The sequence below is a fragment of the Paraburkholderia sp. RHO2 genome, from assembly GCF_050955445.1.
Taxonomy (GTDB): domain Bacteria; phylum Actinomycetota; class Actinomycetes; order Mycobacteriales; family Mycobacteriaceae; genus Prescottella; species Prescottella agglutinans_A.
The window spans coordinates 1,653,217-1,674,142 of the sequence record NZ_CP162617.1; the positions used below are offsets into that span (position 1 = coordinate 1,653,217).

The following is a 20,926-nucleotide window of genomic DNA, read 5'->3' on the forward strand; positions in this document are numbered from 1 at the left end:
GGGCTCGCACGTGTTCCCGGCAACGGTGGCGGCGGTCGGGGGCCGCCGGATAGGTTGACTGGTGTGAGGAGTCAGCCCCATGTGCTCGGGATCGTGCTCGCCGGCGGCGAGGGCAAGCGCCTGTACCCGCTCACCGCTGACCGCGCCAAGCCGGCGGTTCCGTTCGGCGGTGCGTACCGGCTCATCGACTTCGTGCTCAGCAACCTGGTGAACGCGGGTTACCTGCGCATCTGCGTGCTCACCCAGTACAAGTCTCACTCGCTGGACCGGCACATCTCGCAGACCTGGCGGCTGTCCGGGTTCGCGGGCGAGTACATCACCCCGGTGCCCGCGCAGCAGCGGCTCGGTCCGCGCTGGTACACCGGCAGCGCCGACGCGATCTTCCAGTCCCTCAACCTGGTCTACGACGAGGATCCCGAGTACATCGTCGTCTTCGGTGCCGACCACGTGTACCGCATGGACCCCGAGCAGATGGTGCAGCACCATATCGACTCCGGTGCCGGGGTGACGGTGGCCGGCATCCGGGTGCCGCGCAGCGAGGCGTTCGCATTCGGGTGCATCGACAGCGACGAATCGGGCCGGATCACCCAGTTCCTCGAGAAGCCCGCACACCCGCCGGGGACCCCGGACGACCCCAACGTGACGTTCGCGTCGATGGGTAACTACGTCTTCACCACCAAGGTGCTCGTCGACGCGATCCGTGCCGACTCCGAGAACTCCGACTCCGACCACGACATGGGCGGCGACATCATTCCGGCCCTCGTCGACGCGGGCCTCGCCTCGGTCTACGACTTCAAGAACAACGTGGTCCCGGGCGCGACCGACCGCGATCGCGGGTACTGGCGGGACGTCGGGACGATCGACGCGTTCTACGACGCCCACATGGATCTGGTGTCGGTGCACCCCGTGTTCAATCTCTACAACCGGCGTTGGCCGATCCGCGGCGGCGGTGAGAACCTCGCGCCCGCCAAGTTCGTCAAGGGCGGGCTCGCGCAGGAGTCCGTCGTCGGTGCGGGCTCGATCCTGTCCGCGGCCACCGTCCGGAACTCGGTCCTCAGCTCCAACGTGATGGTCGAGGACGGCGCCACCGTCGAGGGCAGTGTCCTGATGCCGGGCGTACGGGTCGGCAAGGGCGCCGTGGTGCGCCGCGCGATCCTCGACAAGAACGTCGTCGTCGGGGAAGGCGAGATCATCGGCGTCGACCTCGAACGCGACCGGCAGCGCTTCGCCGTCAGCAACGGCGGCGTCGTGACGATCGGGAAGGGCGTCTGGATCTAGACCTCAGTGCCGCGCGGCGCACAGCAGGCCGTCGCCCACGGGGAACAGCACACGGGTCAGCCGGTCGTCCTCGGCGATCGCCCGTGCGGCCTCCCGGACCGCGACCGTGGTGGCGTCGCGCTGACCGGAATCGGCGACCCGGCCGCCGAGGAGCGCGTTGTGGAGCACGATCACCCCGCCCGGCCGCAGCAGACGCACACCCTCACGCACGAAATGCGGATGGTCGGCGGGGGCGTTGTCGATGAACACCAGGTCGTACGCCGAATCGGCGAGCCGCGGCAGGACGTCGAGGGCGCGGCCGTTGATCAGCCTCGTCCGGGACGGGGCGACGCCGGCGACCCGGAACGTCTGCTTGGCCGTGCGCTGGTGCTCGGGTTCGCTGTCGATCGTGGTGAGGACGCCGTCCTCACGCATGCCGCGCAGCAGCCACAGGCCGCTGACGCCCGCACCCGCCCCGACCTCGACGACCGTCTTCGCGTCGAGCATCCTGGTGAACAGCGCGAGCGCGGCACCGACCGGCGGTGGCACCGGAGCAGCGCCGAGTTCCGTCGCCCGGTCGCGCGCGGCGGTCAGTATCTCGTCCTCGAGGATCGAGTCCTCGGTGTGGGTGAGAATTCGTTCGGCGTTCGTGTGCACGCAATAGAGGCTAGCCTTGCCGCGCGGTCCCGGTGTCAAGGCTCGCTCGCCGTCCCCCGCCGCGGCCGGTCGTCGGTGCGTCGCGAGGCCCGCGTCGGTGAAATTCTCAGGTCACGCTCAGGTTGCTCATAGTGCGCACATATCGCCGTGCGACAGGGTGAGTGCAACGCCGGACGACTAGACCGCACGGCGTGAAGATCGCGAGACCGATCCCTTCGGACGGTGGCGGGAACAATTCCGGGCTCCCGGGAGTTGAACCACCACAATCCGGTTTCTCGTGATCCGCGGTCCTGAGTAGGAGGATCCACCCATCCACATGATCAATGCCGAACGCACCCTCCACGACACCGCTGACGGACTCGTCGCGGCGGGCACAGATTCAGGTGGGTCCGCACCCGGCGTTGACGATGTGACATCAGAACCGACCGGCACCGCTGTGTTCGACGCGACCGGCGACAAGGCCGCCATGCCGTCGTGGGAGGAACTGGTGCGCGAGCACGGCGACCGTGTCTACCGGCTCGCCTACCGCCTGTCCGGCAACGCGCAGGACGCCGAGGACCTTACCCAGGACACCTTCATCCGGGTGTTCCGCTCGCTCCAGAACTACCAGCCCGGCACGTTCGAGGGCTGGCTGCACCGCATCACCACGAACCTGTTCCTCGACATGGTGCGCCGCCGCAACCGGATCCGGATGGAGGCGCTGCCCGAGGACTACGACCGCGTCCCGTCCGACTCGCCGAACCCCGAGCAGATCTACCACGACGCGCGACTGGCGCCCGACCTCCAGTCGGCGCTCGACTCTCTGGCGCCGGAGTTCCGTGCCGCCGTCGTCCTGTGTGACATCGAAGGACTGTCGTACGAGGAGATCGGTGCCACACTGGGAGTCAAGCTGGGTACTGTTCGCAGCAGGATCCATCGTGGACGACAGGCGCTGCGCGACCACCTCGCCGCGAATGGCAAGGTGGACTCGGATCGGATCGGTATCGGGTGTTGATGCAGGAGGGCTTGATGACGCAGGCGCGCGGACCTCGTCAGTTCGGTTCGACCGAACACCTGGCGAGTGAGGCGATCGCAGCCTACGTCGACGGCGAACTCCGCATGAACGCGTACCTCCGCGCCTCCCAGCACCTGTCGCTGTGCCCCGACTGCGCGGCCGAGGTCGACGCGCAGCAGCAGGCCCGGATCGCCCTGCGCCGCGCCGCCTCCGACGTCTCGATGCCGAGTTCGTTGCTCGGGGTGCTCAGCCAGATTCCGCGATGCCACCCCCAGCCGGAACCGCCGTCCGGGCGCGATTCCGTTCCCGGGATCATCTCGTTCGACCGCGACGACATCAACCGACGTTGGCCGTTCCGCCGCCGCCGCTGACCGTCCGGAACGCACCCGCACCGATCGCATCGGTGTCACCGCCGCGGAACGAATCGGTGATACTGGCAGGCGTGACTGACGCACACGAGGGGGACAGGCGCGCGTGACGGCCGATTCGAGGACTCCGGGACCGGCGCAGGACCAGACCCCGGCGAAGGGCGGATGGCCCGATCGCTCCGATGGTCCGCGGCTGGCTCCGCGTCCGATCTACCGTCCGGACGTCGACGCGGCCGCGCAGCACGCGTTCGGCCGCCCCGCGGACGTGGCCGGCTCGTTCGGTCCGCGGACGGTGTCGCCGAACCGTCCACCCGTCGGTGTCGGCCGTCCCGACGAGGCGCTCGCCGAAGCGTTCGGCCGCCCGGCCGGCGAGCCCGACTCCCTCCAGCGCGGACCCGAGGGCGCCGACGTCGTCGTCGACGACGAGTCGGCTGCCGATCCGTGGCGCGATCCGAACGCCCCCGTCCGCCTCGGCCCACCCGCACAGGGTGCCGCGGCCCCGACGCTGCAGGCGCACGCCCCCAAGCTGACGGTGCGCGACGTGCTGTTCGGTGAGCGCGTCGAGCGCAAGGCGCTGGCGGTCCTGGCGGCGATGGCGCTCGCGCTCGGTCTCGTGGGCGGGCTCATCGCGACCGTCGCGACGTCCGATCGGGGCTCCCTGACCAGCAGCAAGGTGACGCTCTCGCAGTCCGACGGCGACGAGGACGCGCCCGTGGGCCGGATCGCCGAGGTCGCGGACGCCGTGCTCCCGTCGGTGGTCTCGATCCAGGTGGCACACGGCGACCAGTCCGGGACCGGTTCCGGCGTCGTCGTCGACGGCGCCGGTTACATCGTCACCAACAACCACGTCGTCTCGATGGCCGCGGCCGACCCCGGGACGTCGACGATCCGGGTCACGTTCTCCGACGGCACCAAGGTGCCGGCGCAGATCGTCGGCCGGGACACCAAGACCGACCTCGCGGTCCTGAAGACCGAGGCGCAGAACCTCACGGTCGCCGATCTCGGCAAGTCGTCCGACGTGCGGGTGGGGCAGGACGTGGTGGCTGTCGGCTCGCCCCTCGGCCTGAACAAGACCGTGACCCGGGGCATCGTCAGTGCCCTCAACCGGCCGGTGCGGCTGTCCGGCGAGGGCACCGACACCGACGCGGTCATCGACGCCGTGCAGACCGATGCCGCGATCAATCCCGGTAACTCCGGCGGCCCGCTGATCGACATGGAGGGCCGCGTCATCGGCATCAACTCCGCGATCCGCTCGGAGAGCGGCGGCTCGGTGGGTCTCGGCTTCGCCATCCCCATCGACGACGTCACCGCGGTCGCGCAGGAACTGATCCGCAACGGCGTGATGCACCATCCGGAGATCGGGGTGAACGCGCGCACCGTCATCAACGACGCCACCAGCGGCGCCGAGGTCGCGAACGTGCAGGCCGGCAGCCCCGCGGAGCGGGCGGGCATCACGGAGGGCGACGTGATCGTGAAGATCGGTGATAGGACCGTGGCCAGCGCCGACGAGCTCGTCGTGGCCGTTCACGACCAGGCGGTCGGCCAGTCGGTACCCGTCCAGCTGATCCGTTCCGGGCGGACCGTCGACCTGCAGGTCACGCCGACGTCGGACTGACCGGGCGCACCGCCAGCCAGAATTCATGTGATATTTCCAGATCGTGCGAGCGGTTCCGGCCGCGACCACGTACCCTGAAGCGGTGTTTGGCAACATCGGCTGGGGCGAGTTCATGGTGCTCCTCGTGGCAGCGCTCGTGATCCTCGGACCCGAGCGGCTCCCGGGGGCCGTCAGCTGGGTGACCAAGACCATGCGACAGGTCCGTGACTACGCGAGTGGTGCCAGCCAGCAGCTCAAGGACGAGCTGGGGCCGGAATTCGACGACCTGCGCAAGCCGCTGGCCGACCTCAACGAGCTGCGCGGGATGTCGCCGCGCGCGGTCATCACCAAGCACCTGCTCGACGGCGACGACTCGATCCTGACCGGCAACTTCGACAGCAAACCGGGCACCAACGGATCGCCGTCGGCCGCCGAGCCCGCATCCAAGCCCCTCGCGGCGGGAGAGCGACCCCCGGTCGACCCCGACGCCACCTGAGTCGCCGCCCGCCAGGGCGGCGCCACCGTCCGCGCGACGAAGGGCCGGATCCGCTCAGCGGATCCGGCCCTTGTCGTCTGTGCGGTCAGAGGTGCCGAACGGTGTCGATACCGAGCGACATGCCGGCCAGTCCGCGAGCCTTGACCGACAGCTTGTCCGCGATCTCGCGCAGCGCGGTGCCGGCAGGCGAATCGGGCGCCCCCAGCACGATCGGTAGGCCGGCGTCGCCGCCCTCCCGGACGGCCTGCTCGAGCGGAATCTGTCCGAGCAGAGGAACGTCGGCGCCCACGGCGCGGGTCAGACGGTCCGCGACGGCCTGGCCGCCACCCGAACCGAAGACCTCCATGCGGGTGCCGTCGGGAAGCTCCATCCACGACATGTTCTCGACCACACCGGCGATGCGCTGACGGGTCTGCAGCGCGATCGCGCCGGCCCGTTCGGCGACCTCGGCCGCGGCCTGCTGCGGGGTGGTCACGACGAGGATCTCGGCGCCCGGGATGAGCTGGGCGACCGAGATCGCGACGTCACCCGTGCCGGGCGGCAGGTCCAGCAGCAGCACGTCCAGATCGCCCCAGAAGACGTCGGCGAGGAACTGCTGCAGCGCGCGGTGCAGCATCGGCCCGCGCCACACGACCGGCGTGTTGCCCTGCGTGAACTGGGCGATGGAGATCAGCTTCACGTCGTGCGACTGCGGCGGCATGATCATCCGCTCGACCTGCGTCGGCTTGGCGTCGGTGCCGAGCATGCGGGGCACCGAATGGCCGTAGATGTCGGCGTCGAGCACGCCCACCGACAGTCCCTTCGCGGCCATGGCGGCCGCGAGGTTGACTGTGACACTGGACTTCCCCACGCCGCCCTTACCGGACGCCACCGCGTACACGCGGGTGAGCGATCCGGGCTGGGCGAACGGGATCACCGGCTCGGTGGAGTCGCCGCGGAGCGAGCGGCGCAGCTCGGTGCGCTGCTCGTCGCTCATCACGTCGAGCTCGACGCGGACGGTGCCGGCGCCTTCGACGTCGGCGACGGCCTTGGTCACCCGTTGGGTGATCTCGGTGCGCAGCGGACAGCCCGCCGTGGTCAGGTAGATGCCGATGTCGACACTGCCGTCGTCACCGATCACGATGCTCTTGACCATGCCCAGTTCCGTGATGGGCTTACGGATCTCGGGGTCCTGCACCTTGGATAGTGCGGTGCGGACGGCGGTCTCTGTCAGGGCTGCCATGCCCCCATGGTATGCGGCGCGGTGTGGACACCGATCAGGGCGTCGGGGCTGCGACCGGCGCGGGGGCGGGCGGAGGGCAGAAGACGAGGCACGGCAGCGGCGGCAGCTCCGGCAGGCCCGGCAGCAGGGGCGCCGGTGCCGGTGCCGGAGCCGGTGCGGCGGGAGGCGCCGTCGGCGTAGGGGTGGCGGGTGCGGTGGCCGACGGCCCGGGCGCGGCGACGTCCACCGCCGCCGACTCCGAGTCGGCGGAACGCTGCGGCGGCGTCGGGGCGACGGGGACCGCGGGTGCGGCGGTTCCGCCGGTGCGGTACGCGGTGGACCAGGCGAGCACGTTCGCCATGTACGACGTCGAGTTGTTGTAGCGGAGCACGGCGCGCGACTCCTGCGCGGGATCGCGCAGGTCGAGGCCGCCCGCGCACAGGTAGCGTGCGGCCGCGAGGGACGCGTCGAACACGTTGTTCGGGTCGGCGACGCCGTCGCCGTTGCCGTCCGACGCGTACCGCGCCCACGTGCTGGGGATGAACTGCATCGGCCCGACGGCACGGTCGTGGGTCGCGTCGCCGTCGAGCAGGCCGCGATCGGTGTCGGTGATGATCTCGTTGCCCGCCAAGTGGCCGTTGAGCGTCGGGCCGAGGATCGGCGTCACGGTGGTGCCCGCCGCGTCGGTCTGTCCGCCGCCGGCGTGGCCCGACTCGATCTTCCCGATACCCGCGAGCAGGTTCCACGGGAGTCCGCAGCCGGGCTGGGCGCCGGCCATCGCGAGTTCGGCGGACCGGTAGGCGTTGAGCACGATCTCGGGGATCCCGAGCGGTCCGACGACGACGGGCACCGGCACCGAGCGCGGGGCGGCACCGGGCAGCAACCCGGCCGGATCGGGCAGCGTCGGGGCGGGCGCGGGCTTGGCCGTGCGGAGCTGGCGTTCGGGTCGCGGCGCCGCCGGCACCAGCCCGACCGTCGGGATGACGGCCGCCTGTGCCTCCGGTGCGGTGGTGGGCTGGGTTCCCGGGTCCAGCACGTGCGCCGCGGCGGTCGAAGCGGACTCCGGGAGCGGAGTCTCGAACACACCACCTATGGATGACGCTGCTGTCACGAAACCGGCAAGGACGAGGGCGGACACACCGACGGTTCCACGGACACGCACTCTTCAATCCCCTCCTTGCAGGAAACCTGCATCCGCGATCACGGATCTCGTTCCGAGCGTTCCGGTGGATACATCTCGATCGATGTGACACACGTTACATATCGGTGACCGATCGTGGGCGCGGAACAGCGGCAGGCGAGGGGAAGATCCGAAGCGTCCGGGTCACTTGCGTCCGCCGCGCGCCCGGGGTGCGGGTCCGGGCTCGCCGTCCTCGTCGCCGCGGGCGTCCCGCTCGACGAGCATCTGCCGGAGGTCGTCGAGCTCGCGGCGCAGGTAGTCGCGGGTCGCGACCTCGCCGACCGCCAGTCGCAGAGCCGCCAGCTCGCGCGCCAGGAACTCGGTGTCGGCCTTGGTCTGCGCGGCGCGGGCCCGGTCCTCCTCGAGAGAGACGCGGTCACGGTTCTCCTGCCGGTTCTGCGCCAGCAGGATCAGCGGCGCCGCGTACGCCGCCTGCGTCGAGAAGGCGAGATTGAGCAGGATGAACGGATACGGATCCCATTGCAGCCGCACCGCGAAGACGTTGAGGATGATCCACACGATCACGATCACGGTCTGGATCAGCAGGTACCGGCCGGTGCCGAGGAAGCGGGCAATGCTCTCGCTCACCCGGCCGACGGCCTCGACGTCGATGTGTAGCCGCAGCCCGCGCGTGCCGCGCGGGGTCTCCAGACGCTGACGCCCGCTGAGTTCACTCATCGCCGTCCTCCTCGCGCCAGTCTGTGGGCAGGAGGTGGTCGAGGACGTCGTCGACGGTCACGGCGCCGAGCAGGTGGTGCTCGTCGTCGACGACGGGCGCGCACACCAGGTTGTAGGTGGCGAAGTATCGGGTGACGCTCGTGAGGGAGTCCTCGGGATCGAGCCGGGGCAGGTCGTCGTCGAGGACGCCGCCGACGAGACTCGCGGGTGGTTCCCGCAGCAACCGTTGCAGGTGCACGCAGCCGAGATATCGCCCGGTCGGGGTGGCGGTGGGCGGCCGGACCACGAACACCATGCTCGCGAGGGCCGGGGTCAGGTCGGCGTTGCGGGCGCGGGCCAGGGCCTCGGCCACCGTCGTCGACGGCGTCAGCACCACCGGCTCGGGCGTCATCAGGCCGCCCGCGGTGTCGGGGGAGTGTTCGAGCAGGCGCCGGACCGGCTCGGAGTCCTCCGGGTCCATCAGCTGCAGCAGCGACTCGGCGTCCGTCTCGGGGAGCTCACCGAGCAGGTCGGCGGCGTCGTCGGGGTCCATCGCCTCGAGGACGTCCGCCGCGCGTTCGACCTCGAGGTGCAGCAGCAGGTCGGTCTGGTCGTCGGCGGGTAGCTCCTGCACCACGTCGGCGAGCCGCTCGTCGTCGAGGGCGAGCGCCACCTCGTGCCGGCGCTTCTCGGGCAGCTCGCGCATCGCGTGCGCGACGTCGGCGGCCCGCATGCCCTCGAACTGCATCAGCAGCTGGGAGACGCCCTGGCCGGGCATCGCGAGGGCGGTGGGGGTGAGACCGTGCACGTGCTGCCAGTCGACGACGTGGATGGCGGAACGCCGGCCCAGCCGCCCACGGTGGGCCCGTACCGCGACACGGGAGACCACCCAGTCGCGGGTGCGGGTCAGTTCGATGCCGAGGTCGACGACCACGACGTCCGTGCCGATCGTGTCGGCGACCTCCGGGTCGTCGATGCGGACGTGGGAGTCGAGAACCTGTGCCAGCGCGAGAACCTCGGTGGGGCGCTGGTCGAACCGGCGCAGACTGACGTTGCCGGTCTTGAGCGTGACCGAGCCCGGCTGGATCGCGGTGACGCGCAGCATCGGCACGAAAATTCGTTTGCGCGTGAACATCTCGATGACCAGGCCGAGGACCCGCGGTGGTTGGCGGCCCACGCGGATCGTGAGCACCACGTCCCGCACACGCCCGATCGATTCGCCGTCCGGTCCGAGGACCACCAGGCCGGCGAGCCTGGCTGCGAATACCTTGTTCACGGCTGCCATGATGAAAAGGCTAATTCCTTGCATCCTGATCCACTGAATTCGGAGGGCCTGTCGGTCATGACTTCCCGCTTCCGGCCACGTCGTTCGGTTCTGGCCGTCCCCGGTTCGAGCCGCAAGATGATCGACAAGGCGAAGGGTCTTCCCGCCGACGAGATCTTCCTCGACCTCGAGGATGCGGTGGCGCCGATCGCGAAGGCCGAGGCGCGGGGACGGATCGTCGACGCCCTGAACGAGGACGGCTGGGGCGACCAGATCAAGGTCGTGCGGGTCAACGACTGGACCACCGAATGGACGCACGCCGACATCGCGACGGTGGTCGGCGGCGCCGGTGCGAACCTCGACGCGATCCTGCTGCCGAAGGTCCCGGACGCCAGCCACGTTCAGGCCCTCGATCTGCTGCTGACGCAGATCGAGAAGGCCAACGGCCTCGAGGTGGGGCGGATCGGCATCGAGCCGCAGATCGAGAACGCGATCGGTCTGACGAACATCGATGCCATCGCGACGGCGAGCCCGCGCGTGGAGACGCTGGTGTTCGGTCCGGCGGACTTCATGGCCAGCATCAACATGCGCACGCTGGTCGTCGGCGAGCAGCCCGAGGGCTACGACCGGGGCGACGCCTACCACCACATCCTCATGACGATCCTGATGGCCGCGCGGGCCCACGACCTGCAGGCCATCGACGGTCCCTACCTGCAGATCCGTGACGTCGAGGCGTTCCGCCGCTCGGCGCAGCGCACCGCGGCGCTGGGGTTCGACGGCAAGTGGGTGCTGCATCCCACCCAGATCGACGCTGCCAACGAGGTGTTCAGCCCCCGCCAGGAGGACTTCGACCAGGCCGAGATGATCCTCGACGCCTACGAGTTCCACACGTCCGCGGCGGGCGGTGCCCGCGGTGCGGTGATGCTCGGTGACGAGATGATCGACGAGGCGAGCCGCAAGATGGCGCTGGTGATCTCCGCGAAGGGGCGGGCGGCCGGGATGGCCCGTACGACGTCGTTCACTCCGCCTGCGAACCGATAGGCGAGCGCGGCTCGGGGCGGGCACAATTGGATATGAGGCCCGGAGACCGGTAGAACCGGACATATCGCACGCCCCGAGCAAAGAGAGACGAAGCCGATGACGAATCCACTCTCACAGCCGAACCGCGCCGGGCGGGGGCTGCCGACGCCGCCCACGGGCTGGCCGATCGGTTCGTACCCGACCTACGCCGAGGCCCAGCGCGCCGTGGACTACCTGTCCGACCAGGATTTCTCGGTCGAGGATGTGACGATCGTCGGCGTCGACCTCATGCAGGTGGAGCGTGTCCTGGGCCGCCTGACGTGGGCCAAAGTCATTGGCGGCGGCATCGTTTCGGGTGCCTGGCTCGGCGTGTTCTTCGGTCTGCTGCTCGGCATCTTCACGGGCGGGTTCCTAGGCCCGCTGCTCGTGGGCATCGTCGGTGGCATCATCTTCGGCCTGATCTCCACGACGATCCCGTACGCGGCCGCCCGTGGCACACGTGACTTCTCGTCCACCATGCAGTTGGTGGCCGGCCGCTACGACGTGCTCTGCGATCCCAAGACGGCCGAGGCCGCGCGGGACATGCTGGCCAAGCTCGCGCTCTGACCCGACTCGTCCGGCACGGCGGTGCGGCGTCGTCCTGCCGTGCCGACGAACACCAGTAGCGTCGACCCGACCGCGCACACCACGCCGAACCCGAACGCGACGAGGTAGGCGTCGACCCGGGAGTTCGTGGTGTCGCCGATCGTGAGGGCCGCCAGTAGCGTCGCCAGCAACGCGCTGGCGACGGAACTGCCGGCGGTCCGGGCGATCGAGTTCACGCTGTTCGCGACACCGGTCTGGTCCGGGCCCACCTCGGCGACCAGGAGCGCCGGCATCGCGGCGTAACCGAGGCTGGTGAACGCCGACGCCACCATGGATCCGCCGACCACCTGCCACGTGGTGTCGTGGGCGACGATGAGCGAACAGAACCCGAGCACGCCCAGCACACCGGCCGCCGTCATGACTGCCCGGGCCCCGAAACGGTTGATGAGGACACCGCTGCAGATCGATACGACGACGCCGATCGTGGCGCCCGGCAGGATGTAGACCAGACCGGCCTGCATCGGACTGGCGTCGAAGCCGTATCCGGTCGCGGCTCGGGTGGTCTGCACGAAGTAGGTGAGGGCGGTGATGTTGACGAACATTCCGGCACCGACGAGCAGGCCGGCGAGGTGCGTGCAGACGACGGGACGGCGGGTGAGCATCTCGGTCGGCACCAGCGGATGGTCGATGCGGCGTTCGAACGCGAACCAGCCCCCGAGCACGACGATCCCGGCGACCGCGCATCCGATCGTCCGGGGCGATGCCCACCCCCAACTCCCGCCCTCGGCCAGCGGCAGCAGGGCCAGCACCAGCCCGGCGCCCAGCAGCACGGCACCGGTCCAGTCGACCCGGCCCGGCGTGGGATTGGCTCGGGACGGCACGACCGCGACAACGCTCACGATCGCGACGACGGTGAGCGCGGTCGCGAGCCAGAACGCTCGCCGATAGTCGGCGCCGGCGGGCACCACCAACCCGGTCAGGACCATGCCGACGCCGCCGCCGAAACCCAGCGTGCCGGACAGCAATCCCATCGCCGACGCCAGCCGCCGCGACGGCAATTCGTCCCGCAGAATCGCCAGGCCGACAGGGAACGCGGCGAACGAGACCCCCTGCAGTACCCGCGCGAGGATCAGCAGCGGCAACGATTCGGTGACAGCCGCGAGGACCGACCCCGCGAGCATGATCGTCAACACGCCCAGCAGAACGGTGCGCTTGCGCCGCAGGTCGGCCATACGCCCCGCGACCGGGGTCATGACGGCGGCGGCGAGGAATCCGGAGGTGATGGTCCATCCGATCGCGGTGGTGCCGACGTCGAGTTGGTTGCCGATGACCGAGGACAGCGGCAACACGACGGTCTGCTGGGTCGATACGACGAGGATGACAAAGCACAGCGTGGCGGTCAGCAGCGATGCCGAGGCCTGTGCGGGACGGAACAAGTGGGCTCCCGGGAACTCTGGTCAGAAGTCGAGCAAAGATGAGGCAAGGGGTGACGCAAGAAATCAGTCAATCGGTTAGCTCATTAGCTAGTGCGTCCGAGTCGGGATGTCCAATCGCTCTCCCTGTGGGCGGGAAGATCCGCCGAATCGGCTCGCGCCCAGGGGCGTTCGACGCAGCCGTCCGGTCCGCGGGGTGCGCACGGCAGCCCGTCGGACAGCCATGAACGCGCCCACCCGGCGCGGGTGTTAGATGAACGTGTGACTGACAGCGTTGTCTCGGCCGTCCGCGCCCATCTCGACCGGTACATCGGCGGATCGGAGTCGGCCCAGCCGTCCGTGGCGTCGGTGACGTTTCTCGGCGTCGAACCCGTCGACGTCCTGCGGTACCCGGGGGACGGCGACGACACTCCGGTCCGATACGCGACCCTGGGGTGCTCGCGGCACCCGATGGGTGATCCCAGCGAGATGATCGCCGATCCCACGCGTGGGCCGCGCGCCGAGTTGGTGCTGAGCCTCGTGGGCGGCGCCGGGGTGGCGTCGGGAGTGCACAAGACCCTCGCGGTCCTGGCGGCCGCGCCCTCGGTCGAGGGCGTGGTGCTGCGGCCAGACGGATTGATCGACCTGGGCGAGCCGCTGTGGAAGGGCGTGCCGTTCACCGCGGTGCTGCTCGGTCCGAGCGAGATCCCCGACCTCGTCCTGCCCGAGCCGCTCGATCCCGTGCAGTTTCTCGAGGTGGCGCCGCTGACCGGCACCGAGGCGGCGTGGGTGCGCCTGCGCGGCGCCACTGCACTCCGTGAGGCCTGGGCCGAAGCGGGCATCGACGTCCGCGACCCGAACCGCGGCGCCGCGGCGCTCTGACCGGACATCGCTGCCGGACCTGACACACTGGACCGGTGCGTATCGATCTCCACACCCACTCGACCGCGTCCGACGGCACGGACACGCCCGCCGAACTGGTGCGAGCGGCGGCCGACGCGGGGGTCGACGTGCTCGCGATCACCGACCACGACACCACCGCCGGGTGGGGCGAGGCCGCCGCGGCACTGCCCGCGGGACTGCAGTTGGTGCGGGGCATGGAGATGTCGTGCGAGGGGCGCGGCGAGGACGGGCGCCCGGTGGCCGTCCACCTGCTGGCCTATCTGTTCGACCCGACCTCACGCGAGTTCGCTGCCGAGCGTGAACGATTGCGCGGCGAACGGGTCGCGCGGTTACGTGCGATGGCGACGCTGATGGCCGAAGACGGGCTGCCGATCGACCCCGACGCGGTCATGGCCGAGGCCGGCCCGGCGGTGGGACGCCCGCATCTCGCGCGGGCCCTCGTCCGCGCCGGCGTGGTGGACAGTGTGGGCGAGGCGTTCACCGACCTCCTGTCCACCCGCAGCCCCTACTACGTCGAGAAGGCGGACACCCCGCTCGAACGGGCGGTCGACATGGTGACCGCCGCGGGCGGGGTCAGCGTCGTCGCGCACGCCCGGGCCCGCACGCGCGGACGGCTGTTGTCGCTCGACCACGTCCGCGAACTCGCCGACCGCGGCCTCGGCGGTCTCGAGGTCGATCATCCCGACCACAACGCGCACGATGTCGCGGTCCTGCGGTCGCTCGCCGCCGAACTGGACCTGATCACGACCGGGTCGTCGGACTACCACGGCTCGAACAAGACGATCGAACTCGGCCGGCACACCACCGACCCCGCGGCGTTCGAGGCGCTCGTGGCGCGCGCGTCCGGCGTGCCGGTGCTGTCGGGGCAGCCGAGCGGCGATGTCGTGTCCCGTGGAGTCGGTCGGTGAGCGTCGACGACTTCGGTTACGAGAGGCGTCGGCGGTCGGACCTGTGGGCGGTCCGGGTGCTGCGAGGGCTCTCCGGTGTCGTCGCCGGCGGGGTCGTGGTGCTCACCCTCGTCGTCGTGGGTGTCGCGTACCTCGCGTCGGATCGGGACTTCCCGGGGCCGGGCCGCGAATCGATCGCCGCGCACGCGGTGGCGAGCGTGGTCGTCGTGGCGGCGCAGCTGCTGGCCGACCGCCGCCGCGGGGCCGTGGCCGCGCTCGCGTCGACCGCGGTTCTGGCGGTTACCGGGCTGTTGCTGTGGACGCAGTGGTGGATGTGACCTCCCGCTGACCGGAACACCGCTGCGGTTCGGGTCACATCTCGACCGTCACGCGCATCCTCACAGGTAGATGCCGGTTTCGGTGAGGCTTCGGTCCCTGTGGGGGATTTGATTCCTGCCCGTCGATGGTGCAAAATTACGGCACTCTCGCGTGGGTGCTACCGCCCTTCGCAGGAGGTTTGGAATGGTGGCAGAACTTGTGCCAGGGCCCACCCCGCCCGGCGCCATCACGCTCCGGCAGTAGTGCAGCCGATCGCGCGCCCCGGTAGTTGCAACTGATCAATCCTGTGTTCCGAAGTGCCGTGTCGTATTTCATCCGTGCCGACCCGGTTACTTCTCAGTAACCAGGACCCGAGTGAGTCTGGCCTCAAGAGGAGTGTCATCGTGTCCCCTGTGTCTGAAGCTTCCGTAACGCCAAAGGTCGAAATTACCGACGAGGAGATTTTCGCGGGCCACGTCGGTGGCAAGCTCTCGGTGGAGACCACCGCGCCCCTCGATTCCCAGCGTGCGCTCTCGATCGCGTACACGCCCGGCGTCGCGCAGGTCAGCCGCGCGATCCACGCCGACGAGACGCTGGCCGATCGCTACACGTGGACCAACCGGCTGGTGGTCGTGGTGAGCGACGGCTCGGCCGTGCTCGGTCTCGGCGACATCGGCCCGCGCGCGTCGCTGCCGGTCATGGAGGGCAAGTCGGCGCTGTTCAAGAACTTCGCGGGTCTGAACTCGATCCCGCTGGTGCTCGACACCAAGGACCCCGACGAGATCGTCGAGACGCTGGTCCGGCTGCGCCCGAGTTTCGGCGCAGTGAACCTCGAGGACATCTCGGCGCCGCGCTGCTTCGAGATCGAGCGCCGTGTCATCGAGGCGCTGGACTGCCCTGTCATGCACGACGACCAGCACGGCACCGCGATCGTTGCGCTCGCCGCGCTGCGCGGTGCCGCCAAGGTCCAGAACCGGGACATCGAGGGCCTGCGTGTGGTGATCTCCGGTGCCGGCGCGGCCGGTGTCGCGTGCGCCAACATCCTGCTGGCCGCGGGCATCGCCGACGTGACCGTGCTGGACTCGAAGGGCATCGTGTCCACCGATCGGGCTGATCTCAACGAGATCAAGGCGGATCTCGCGTCCCGGACCAACCCGGCCGGCCGCAGCGGCGGGCTCGTCGAGGCGCTCGCCGGCGCGGATGTGTTCCTGGGTGTCTCGGCGGGCACGGTGCCCGAGGAGATCATCGCGACGATGGCGGCCGATTCGATCATCTTCGCGATGTCGAACCCGGATCCGGAGATCCATCCCGACATCGCCGGCAAGTACGCGGCGATCGTGGCGACCGGTCGCAGCGACTTCCCGAACCAGATCAACAACGTGCTCGCGTTCCCGGGTGTCTTCAAGGGCGCCCTGGACGCCGGTGCCCGCCGGATCACCGAGGGCATGAAGCTGGCTGCCGCCGACGCGATCCTGTCGGTGCTCGGTGACGAGCTCGCGGTCGACAAGATCGTGCCGAGCCCGCTGGACCCGCGGGTCGCCCCGGCCGTGGCCGCGGCCGTCGCGCAGGCCGCCAAGGACGAGGGCGTCGCCTGACGGCGTGAGCACACTCAGCAGCGGGGCCCGGTCGCATCGGCGGCGGGGCCCCGCTGCGTGATATCGGCCGATCTGCCGTGCGGGCCTGTCGCTCTCCGACAGGATGGTCCGCATGCGTGAAATCAGCCTCGGCCTCGAAGCGGTCCGACTGCGGGCGCTGGCCTGGGGGCCGGAGAGCGGTCGCCTGGCGGTGCTGCTGCACGGCTTCCCCGACACCGCGCACACCTGGCGGCATCTGGGGCCCGCGCTGGCGGACGAGGGATGGCGGGTGGTCGCCCCGTTCACGCGCGGCTACGGGCCCTCCGCAGTGCCGGCCGACGGCAGCCTGCATGTCGCCGCGCTGATGGACGACGCCGCCACGATCCACACATTCCTGGGCGGCGGATCCGACGCCGTGCTGATCGGACACGACTGGGGCGCGATCACCGCGAACGCGCTGGCCGCGCACACCGAGAACCCGTTCGCCGCCATGGTCTCGCTGTCGGTGCCGCCGTTCGCGTCCTTGCGGACGCCGGCCGTGCTGCGGGTGCTGCCGCGCCAGCTGCGCAACAGCTGGTACATCCTGTTCAACCAGGTGCCGGCCCTGCCCGAGCGCTACGCGGAACAGGTGGTGCGTCGACTGTGGGCGGACTGGTCACCCGGGTACGACGCGGCCGAGGACCTGCCGGCCGTGATGGAGTCGATCGCCGATCCGGCGCACCGGCGCGCGGTGCTCGACTACTACCGCAGCATCGCCCGGCCCCTCCCGCGTCCCCCGGCGCGGTACCGGCGCTGGGTCGGGGCGCAGATGCGGCGCCCGGTCACCCCGACGCTCCACCTGCACGGGGATCGCGACGGCTGTCTCGATCCCCGACTGGCCGCCGTGGCGGCGTCCGGGTTGTCGCAGGGGAGCGCCTTCCACGAGATCGCGGATGCGGGTCACTTCCTGCACCTGGAGCGGCCTCAGGAGGTCAACGATCGGATCCTGACGTTCCTCGCAGCGCAGTGACGTCGACCGGGCGGCGAAGCCGTCCGGTGCCGGGGACCGACGCCCACACGGCTGCCGCGAGGATCGCGTCGACGATCAGGGCGAGGACGGCGACCAGGATCGCGCCCACCAGGACGCGGTCGTAGCTGCGCAGCGCCAGGCCGTCGAAGATGTAGCGGCCGAGCCCGCCGAGGTTGACGTAGGCCGCCACCGTCGCGGTCGCGATCACCTGCAGTGCGGCGCTACGCACCCCGCCGAGGATCAGCGGCAGCGCGTTGGGGATCTCGACCCGGCACAGCACCTGCAGCGGTGTCATGCCCATCGCCTCCGCGGCGTCCACCACCGACCGGTCGACGTTCGCGACGCCCGCGTACGTGCCGGCCAGCAGCGGCGGGATCGCGAGCAGGACCAGTGCGAGGATGGGCGGCACCAGGCCCAGGCCGAGCAGCAGCACCAGCAGTGTGAGCACCCCGAGGGTCGGCAGCGACCGCAGGGCGTTGACGACGCCCACGACCACGATCTCGCCGCGTCGGAAATGTCCGATCGCGAGCCCGGCGGGCACCGCGACGACGGCCGCGCCGGCGACGGCCAGCAGGCTGTACCAGAGGTGTTGCAGGATCCGGGTGCCGATGCCGGTCGGGCCCGACCAGTTCGCCGGCTCGGTGATGTAGTCCCATGCGCTCGTGAACATGTCAGGCCGGCCCCTCCGACATGTCGACCGTGGCGCGGCGCGTCCGGGCGCCGGGCCGCTCCCACGGCGTGAGCAGCCGGCCCGCCACGTACAGCCCGGCGTCGAATGCGAGCGCCAGCGCGACGATCGCGATGATGCCCGCGACGATCTGGTCCGGGTAGTCGCGCTGGTAGCCCTCGGTGAACAACTCGCCCAGCCCGCCGACGCCGATGAGCGCGCCGACCGACACGAGCGAGATGTTGGTGACCGCGACGACGCGGACGTTCGCGACGAGCACCGGCAACGCGAGCGGCAGTTCGACGGTGAGCGCGCGCCGCACCGGGGTGAATCCCATTGCGGTCGAGGCGTCGACGACGTCGTCCGGTACCGCGTCGAGGGCCTCCGGGACGGCGCGCACCAGCAGGGCGGTCGAGTAGACGGTCAACGCGATCACGACGTTGGCGGGATCGAGAACACTCAGCCCGAACAGGCTGGGCACGGTGACGAACAGCGCCAGTGACGGAATCGTGAACGCGATGCTCGCCGCCACGACGGTGATCCGGCGCAGCCAGCCCATCCGGCGCACCGCGGTGCCCAGGGGCACCGCGATCACCAGGCCCAGCAGCAGCGGCAGCAACGCCAACTGCAGGTGCTCGCGCGTCAGGTCGAGCACGCGCGGGAAGTTGTCGATCAGCCAGCGCACGGGCTCACCGTCCGTTCCGGACGCGGTCCTCCGCGCGCCGCTGCGCGTCGAGTGCCGCCACCACCTCGCCGGCGTCGATGCCGCCCACCACGACGCCGTCGGCGTCGACCGCGACCCCGATGCCCGACGGCGACGAGATGGCCGCGTCGAGGGCCTGCCGCAGATCCGTGCCGAGGGTGAACAGCGAACCACCGGCGGCGGAGGCGTCCGCGAGCGCGCGGCCGGCACGGGCGGCGTCGATGCCGGCCGCGTCGATCCACCCTCGGGGACGACCGTCGTCGGCGACGATCAGCGCCCACACACCGGACTCGAGAATCGTTGTGGTGACGGCCGATTCGCGGATGCGGCGGATCTCGTGCAGCGGCACGCCGTCCGCGCTGCGGAACGACAGCCCCCGGTAGCCGCGGTCGCGGCCCACGAAATCGGCGACGAAATCGGTTGCGGGGGAGGTGAGCACGGTCTGCGGGGTGTCGTACTGCTGGAACCGGCCGTGCGGTCCGAAGACCGCGAGCCGGTCGCCCAGCCGCACCGCCTCGTCGATGTCGTGGGTGACGAACACGATCGTCTTGCGCAGCTCGGACTGCAGGCGTCGCATCTCGGCCTGCAGATCGGCCCGGACGACCGGGTCGACCGCGCTGAACGGCTCGTCCATCAACAGGATCGGCGGGTCGGCGGCCAGCGCCCGGGCCACGCCCACCCGCTGCTGCTGACCGCCCGACAGCTGCGCCGGGTAGCGGCCCGCCAGTGCCGGATCGAGCCCCACCCGTTCGAGCACCTCGAGTGCGCGCCGCCGCGCCGCCCGCCGCGACTCACCGCGCAGGACCGGTACGGTCGCGACGTTGTCGACCACCGTGCGGTGCGGCAGCAGCCCCGCGCTCTGGATGACGTACCCGATGCCGCGCCGCAGTTCGACGGCGTCCACGGTGGCCACGTCCCGGCCGTCCACGCCGACCGTGCCCGCGGTGGGCGCCACCATACGGTTGATCATTCGCATCGACGTCGTCTTCCCGCAGCCGGACGGTCCGACGAACACCGTGAACGAGCCCGCCTCGACCTTCAGATCCAGGCCGTCGACGGCGACCGTGCCGTCCGGAAAGCGTTTGGTGACACCCGAGAACGTGATCACGAGATCGGGGCGTCCAGTCCCTGCCGCGCCACCCACTGCTGCGCCGCCGCCTGCGGCTCGGTCTTGCTGTCGCCCGACACGGCGTCGTTGAGGGCCACCAGTTCCGCCGTGGTCAGCTTGGCGGAGATCGCATCCAGGACACGTGTCAACTGCTCGGTCTTCGCGTTCGCCCGCAGCAGCGGCACCACGTTCTGGGCGGGGAAGTTGTTCGCCGGATCGGCCAGCACCACCAGATCGTTCGCCTCGATCGCGGGCGAGGTCGTGAAGATGTTCGCGGCGGTCACCTGGCCCGACGTCAGCGCCTTCACCGTGGCCGGGCCACCGCCGTCACCGATCGGCACGAAGTTGGCGGCGCTGATGTCGAGACCGTAGTTCTCCCGCAGCCCGGGCAGCCCGACGGGCCGTTCCTGGAACTCGGCCGGCGCCGCGAACTTCACCTCCGCGGAGTGCGGCGCCAGGTCCGCGATGGACGTCAGATTCCACTTCTCGGCGGTCTCGCGGGTCACGACGACCGCGTCCTTGTCCTCGGCGGGTGCCGGGGTCGTCGTCGTGAGATCGGGCGCGAGTGCGGCCGGGAGGGCGGCGTCGATGTCGGCGGAGCTGGTCGCCGTCGACGACGGATCCAGGTACTGCAGCAGATTGCCGGTGTAGTCGGGGATCACCGTGAGCGAACCGTCGCGCAGCGCCGGGACGTACGCCTCGCGGGTCCCGATGTTCATCTTCGTGTCGACGTCGAAGCCGTTGGCCCGCAGCACCTCGGCGTAGATGTAGCCGATGGTCGTGGACTCCGGGAAGTTCGCCGAGCCCACCACGATCGTGTTCGCATCGACGCTGCCGCCACCGCCGCTGTCGAGCGGGTCGTTGCCCCCACACGCGGTGAGCATCGTCAGGGACACGGCAGTGATCGCCACAGCGCCCCGGAAGAAGCGGTGACGCAGGCGGATTCGGGAACCGTTCATGTCGTCCTTCCATCGGGTCCGGCGTAGCGGCCCACCCGACGCGGACAGCCGCCGCAGGGTGACAAGCCGGATCTCTCGACCGCTCGTGATGGTGCGCGCCGTCAGTGTAACGA

At 70.3% G+C, this 20,926-nt stretch carries 22 protein-coding genes; 12 read left to right on the top strand and 10 right to left on the bottom strand.

Annotated features, from left to right (window positions below):
* The first annotated feature begins 63 nt into the window (after positions 1-63).
* Positions 64-1,278, top strand: coding sequence for a glucose-1-phosphate adenylyltransferase (gene glgC / locus ABTV10_RS07715; RefSeq protein ID WP_430331627.1), 1,215 nt, complete (start codon positions 64-66; stop codon positions 1,276-1,278).
* Between the two features lie 3 nt (positions 1,279-1,281).
* On the opposite strand, the gene ABTV10_RS07720 is transcribed toward glgC, so the two are convergent.
* Positions 1,282-1,914 carry an O-methyltransferase gene (locus tag ABTV10_RS07720; protein WP_499033707.1) on the bottom strand — a complete coding sequence of 211 codons (633 nt, stop codon included), beginning with the start codon at positions 1,912-1,914 and terminating at the stop codon, positions 1,282-1,284.
* 409 nt (positions 1,915-2,323) lie between these two features.
* On the opposite strand from ABTV10_RS07720, the gene sigE reads away from it, so the two are divergent.
* The 4 genes from sigE to tatB all read left to right on the top strand — a co-directional run bounded on the left by sigE (position 2,324) and on the right by tatB (position 5,366).
* Positions 2,324-2,908 carry an RNA polymerase sigma factor SigE gene (sigE, locus tag ABTV10_RS07725; RefSeq protein ID WP_499033709.1) on the top strand — a complete coding sequence of 195 codons (585 nt, stop codon included), beginning with the start codon at positions 2,324-2,326 and terminating at the stop codon, positions 2,906-2,908.
* A gap of 14 nt (positions 2,909-2,922) precedes the next feature.
* The gene (locus ABTV10_RS07730; RefSeq protein ID WP_433611318.1) at positions 2,923-3,279 is read left to right on the top strand and encodes an RNA polymerase subunit sigma-70; all 357 of its coding nucleotides are present in this window, start codon (positions 2,923-2,925) and stop codon (positions 3,277-3,279) included.
* Positions 3,280-3,382: 103 nt separating this feature from the next.
* Positions 3,383-4,891: a S1C family serine protease gene (locus tag ABTV10_RS07735; RefSeq protein WP_499033712.1), complete on the top strand. Its 1,509-nt coding sequence runs from the start codon at positions 3,383-3,385 to the stop codon at positions 4,889-4,891.
* 82 nt (positions 4,892-4,973) lie between these two features.
* Complete coding sequence (tatB, locus tag ABTV10_RS07740) at positions 4,974-5,366, top strand: Sec-independent protein translocase protein TatB (protein ID WP_433611322.1); 393 nt, start codon at positions 4,974-4,976, stop codon at positions 5,364-5,366.
* 85 nt (positions 5,367-5,451) lie between these two features.
* Here the strand turns inward: tatB and ABTV10_RS07745 are convergent, their stop codons facing one another.
* The 4 genes from ABTV10_RS07745 to ABTV10_RS07760 form a co-directional block, all read right to left on the bottom strand.
* Positions 5,452-6,588, bottom strand: coding sequence for an Mrp/NBP35 family ATP-binding protein (locus ABTV10_RS07745; protein ID WP_433611324.1), 1,137 nt, complete (start codon positions 6,586-6,588; stop codon positions 5,452-5,454).
* A gap of 34 nt (positions 6,589-6,622) precedes the next feature.
* Positions 6,623-7,651 carry a lytic transglycosylase domain-containing protein gene (locus ABTV10_RS07750; protein ID WP_499033715.1) on the bottom strand — a complete coding sequence of 343 codons (1,029 nt, stop codon included), beginning with the start codon at positions 7,649-7,651 and terminating at the stop codon, positions 6,623-6,625.
* Positions 7,652-7,891: 240 nt separating this feature from the next.
* Positions 7,892-8,425, bottom strand: coding sequence for a DUF1003 domain-containing protein (locus tag ABTV10_RS07755; RefSeq protein WP_499033716.1), 534 nt, complete (start codon positions 8,423-8,425; stop codon positions 7,892-7,894).
* Positions 8,418-9,689 (bottom strand): magnesium transporter MgtE N-terminal domain-containing protein, encoded by a 1,272-nt coding sequence (locus ABTV10_RS07760; RefSeq protein ID WP_499033717.1) that lies wholly within the window; start codon positions 9,687-9,689, stop codon positions 8,418-8,420. Before ABTV10_RS07760 ends, ABTV10_RS07755 begins: the two co-directional genes overlap by 8 nt.
* Positions 9,690-9,746: 57 nt before the next feature.
* Between ABTV10_RS07760 and ABTV10_RS07765 the strand changes: the two genes are divergently transcribed.
* Positions 9,747-10,709 (top strand): HpcH/HpaI aldolase/citrate lyase family protein, encoded by a 963-nt coding sequence (locus ABTV10_RS07765; RefSeq protein ID WP_499033719.1) that lies wholly within the window; start codon positions 9,747-9,749, stop codon positions 10,707-10,709.
* Positions 10,710-10,805: 96 nt separating this feature from the next.
* On the top strand, positions 10,806-11,294 hold the full coding sequence (locus ABTV10_RS07770) for a YflT domain-containing protein (RefSeq protein ID WP_433611334.1): 489 nt from the start codon (positions 10,806-10,808) through the stop codon (positions 11,292-11,294).
* Here ABTV10_RS07770 and ABTV10_RS07775 read toward each other — a convergent pair.
* Entirely contained in the window at positions 11,225-12,709 is a 1,485-nt protein-coding gene (locus ABTV10_RS07775) for an MFS transporter (RefSeq protein WP_499033722.1), read from the bottom strand. The two genes, ABTV10_RS07770 and ABTV10_RS07775, sit on opposite strands and share 70 nt — an antisense overlap.
* A 258-nt stretch (positions 12,710-12,967) precedes the next feature.
* Here ABTV10_RS07775 and ABTV10_RS07780 point away from each other — a divergent pair, with 258 nt between their 5' ends.
* From ABTV10_RS07780 to ABTV10_RS07800, 5 genes are all read left to right on the top strand, one after another.
* Positions 12,968-13,567: a suppressor of fused domain protein gene (locus ABTV10_RS07780; protein ID WP_499033723.1), complete on the top strand. Its 600-nt coding sequence runs from the start codon at positions 12,968-12,970 to the stop codon at positions 13,565-13,567.
* A gap of 35 nt (positions 13,568-13,602) precedes the next feature.
* Entirely contained in the window at positions 13,603-14,496 is an 894-nt protein-coding gene (locus tag ABTV10_RS07785) for a PHP domain-containing protein (RefSeq protein ID WP_499033724.1), read from the top strand.
* Positions 14,493-14,813: a hypothetical protein gene (locus ABTV10_RS07790; protein ID WP_499033725.1), complete on the top strand. Its 321-nt coding sequence runs from the start codon at positions 14,493-14,495 to the stop codon at positions 14,811-14,813. The genes ABTV10_RS07785 and ABTV10_RS07790 overlap by 4 nt, the downstream gene beginning before the upstream one ends.
* A 393-nt stretch (positions 14,814-15,206) precedes the next feature.
* Positions 15,207-16,388, top strand: a complete 1,182-nt coding sequence (locus ABTV10_RS07795; RefSeq protein WP_499033727.1) for an NAD(P)-dependent malic enzyme — start codon at positions 15,207-15,209, stop codon at positions 16,386-16,388.
* A gap of 112 nt (positions 16,389-16,500) precedes the next feature.
* Positions 16,501-17,376 carry an alpha/beta fold hydrolase gene (locus tag ABTV10_RS07800; RefSeq protein ID WP_499033729.1) on the top strand — a complete coding sequence of 292 codons (876 nt, stop codon included), beginning with the start codon at positions 16,501-16,503 and terminating at the stop codon, positions 17,374-17,376.
* Here ABTV10_RS07800 and ABTV10_RS07805 read toward each other — a convergent pair.
* Genes ABTV10_RS07805 through ABTV10_RS07820 form a run of 4 tightly spaced genes read right to left on the bottom strand, consistent with a single transcriptional unit; the run spans position 17,339 to position 20,813 of the window.
* Positions 17,339-18,046 carry an ABC transporter permease gene (locus ABTV10_RS07805; RefSeq protein ID WP_499033730.1) on the bottom strand — a complete coding sequence of 236 codons (708 nt, stop codon included), beginning with the start codon at positions 18,044-18,046 and terminating at the stop codon, positions 17,339-17,341. The two genes, ABTV10_RS07800 and ABTV10_RS07805, sit on opposite strands and share 38 nt — an antisense overlap.
* A gap of 1 nt (position 18,047) precedes the next feature.
* Entirely contained in the window at positions 18,048-18,728 is a 681-nt protein-coding gene (locus ABTV10_RS07810; protein ID WP_499033732.1) for an ABC transporter permease, read from the bottom strand.
* Positions 18,729-18,732: 4 nt separating this feature from the next.
* Positions 18,733-19,854: an ABC transporter ATP-binding protein gene (locus tag ABTV10_RS07815; RefSeq protein WP_499033735.1), complete on the bottom strand. Its 1,122-nt coding sequence runs from the start codon at positions 19,852-19,854 to the stop codon at positions 18,733-18,735.
* Positions 19,851-20,813 carry an ABC transporter substrate-binding protein gene (locus ABTV10_RS07820; protein WP_499033737.1) on the bottom strand — a complete coding sequence of 321 codons (963 nt, stop codon included), beginning with the start codon at positions 20,811-20,813 and terminating at the stop codon, positions 19,851-19,853. Before ABTV10_RS07820 ends, ABTV10_RS07815 begins: the two co-directional genes overlap by 4 nt.
* Between the last annotated feature and the right edge of the window lie 113 nt (positions 20,814-20,926).

What these genes read in the sequence shown, in the direction of transcription:
- ABTV10_RS07730 (WP_433611318.1), top strand. Translation starts at nt 2,923, where the DNA reads ATGACGCAGGCGCGCGGACCTCGTCAGTTCGGTTCGACCGAACACCTG.
- ABTV10_RS07745 (WP_433611324.1), bottom strand. Translation starts at nt 6,588, where the DNA reads ATGGCAGCCCTGACAGAGACCGCCGTCCGCACCGCACTATCCAAGGTG.
- ABTV10_RS07755 (WP_499033716.1), bottom strand. Translation starts at nt 8,425, where the DNA reads ATGAGTGAACTCAGCGGGCGTCAGCGTCTGGAGACCCCGCGCGGCACG.
- ABTV10_RS07760 (WP_499033717.1), bottom strand. Translation starts at nt 9,689, where the DNA reads ATGGCAGCCGTGAACAAGGTATTCGCAGCCAGGCTCGCCGGCCTGGTG.
- ABTV10_RS07765 (WP_499033719.1), top strand. Translation starts at nt 9,747, where the DNA reads ATGACTTCCCGCTTCCGGCCACGTCGTTCGGTTCTGGCCGTCCCCGGT.
- ABTV10_RS07770 (WP_433611334.1), top strand. Translation starts at nt 10,806, where the DNA reads ATGACGAATCCACTCTCACAGCCGAACCGCGCCGGGCGGGGGCTGCCG.
- ABTV10_RS07800 (WP_499033729.1), top strand. Translation starts at nt 16,501, where the DNA reads ATGCGTGAAATCAGCCTCGGCCTCGAAGCGGTCCGACTGCGGGCGCTG.
- ABTV10_RS07805 (WP_499033730.1), bottom strand. Translation starts at nt 18,046, where the DNA reads ATGTTCACGAGCGCATGGGACTACATCACCGAGCCGGCGAACTGGTCG.
- ABTV10_RS07820 (WP_499033737.1), bottom strand. Translation starts at nt 20,813, where the DNA reads ATGAACGGTTCCCGAATCCGCCTGCGTCACCGCTTCTTCCGGGGCGCT.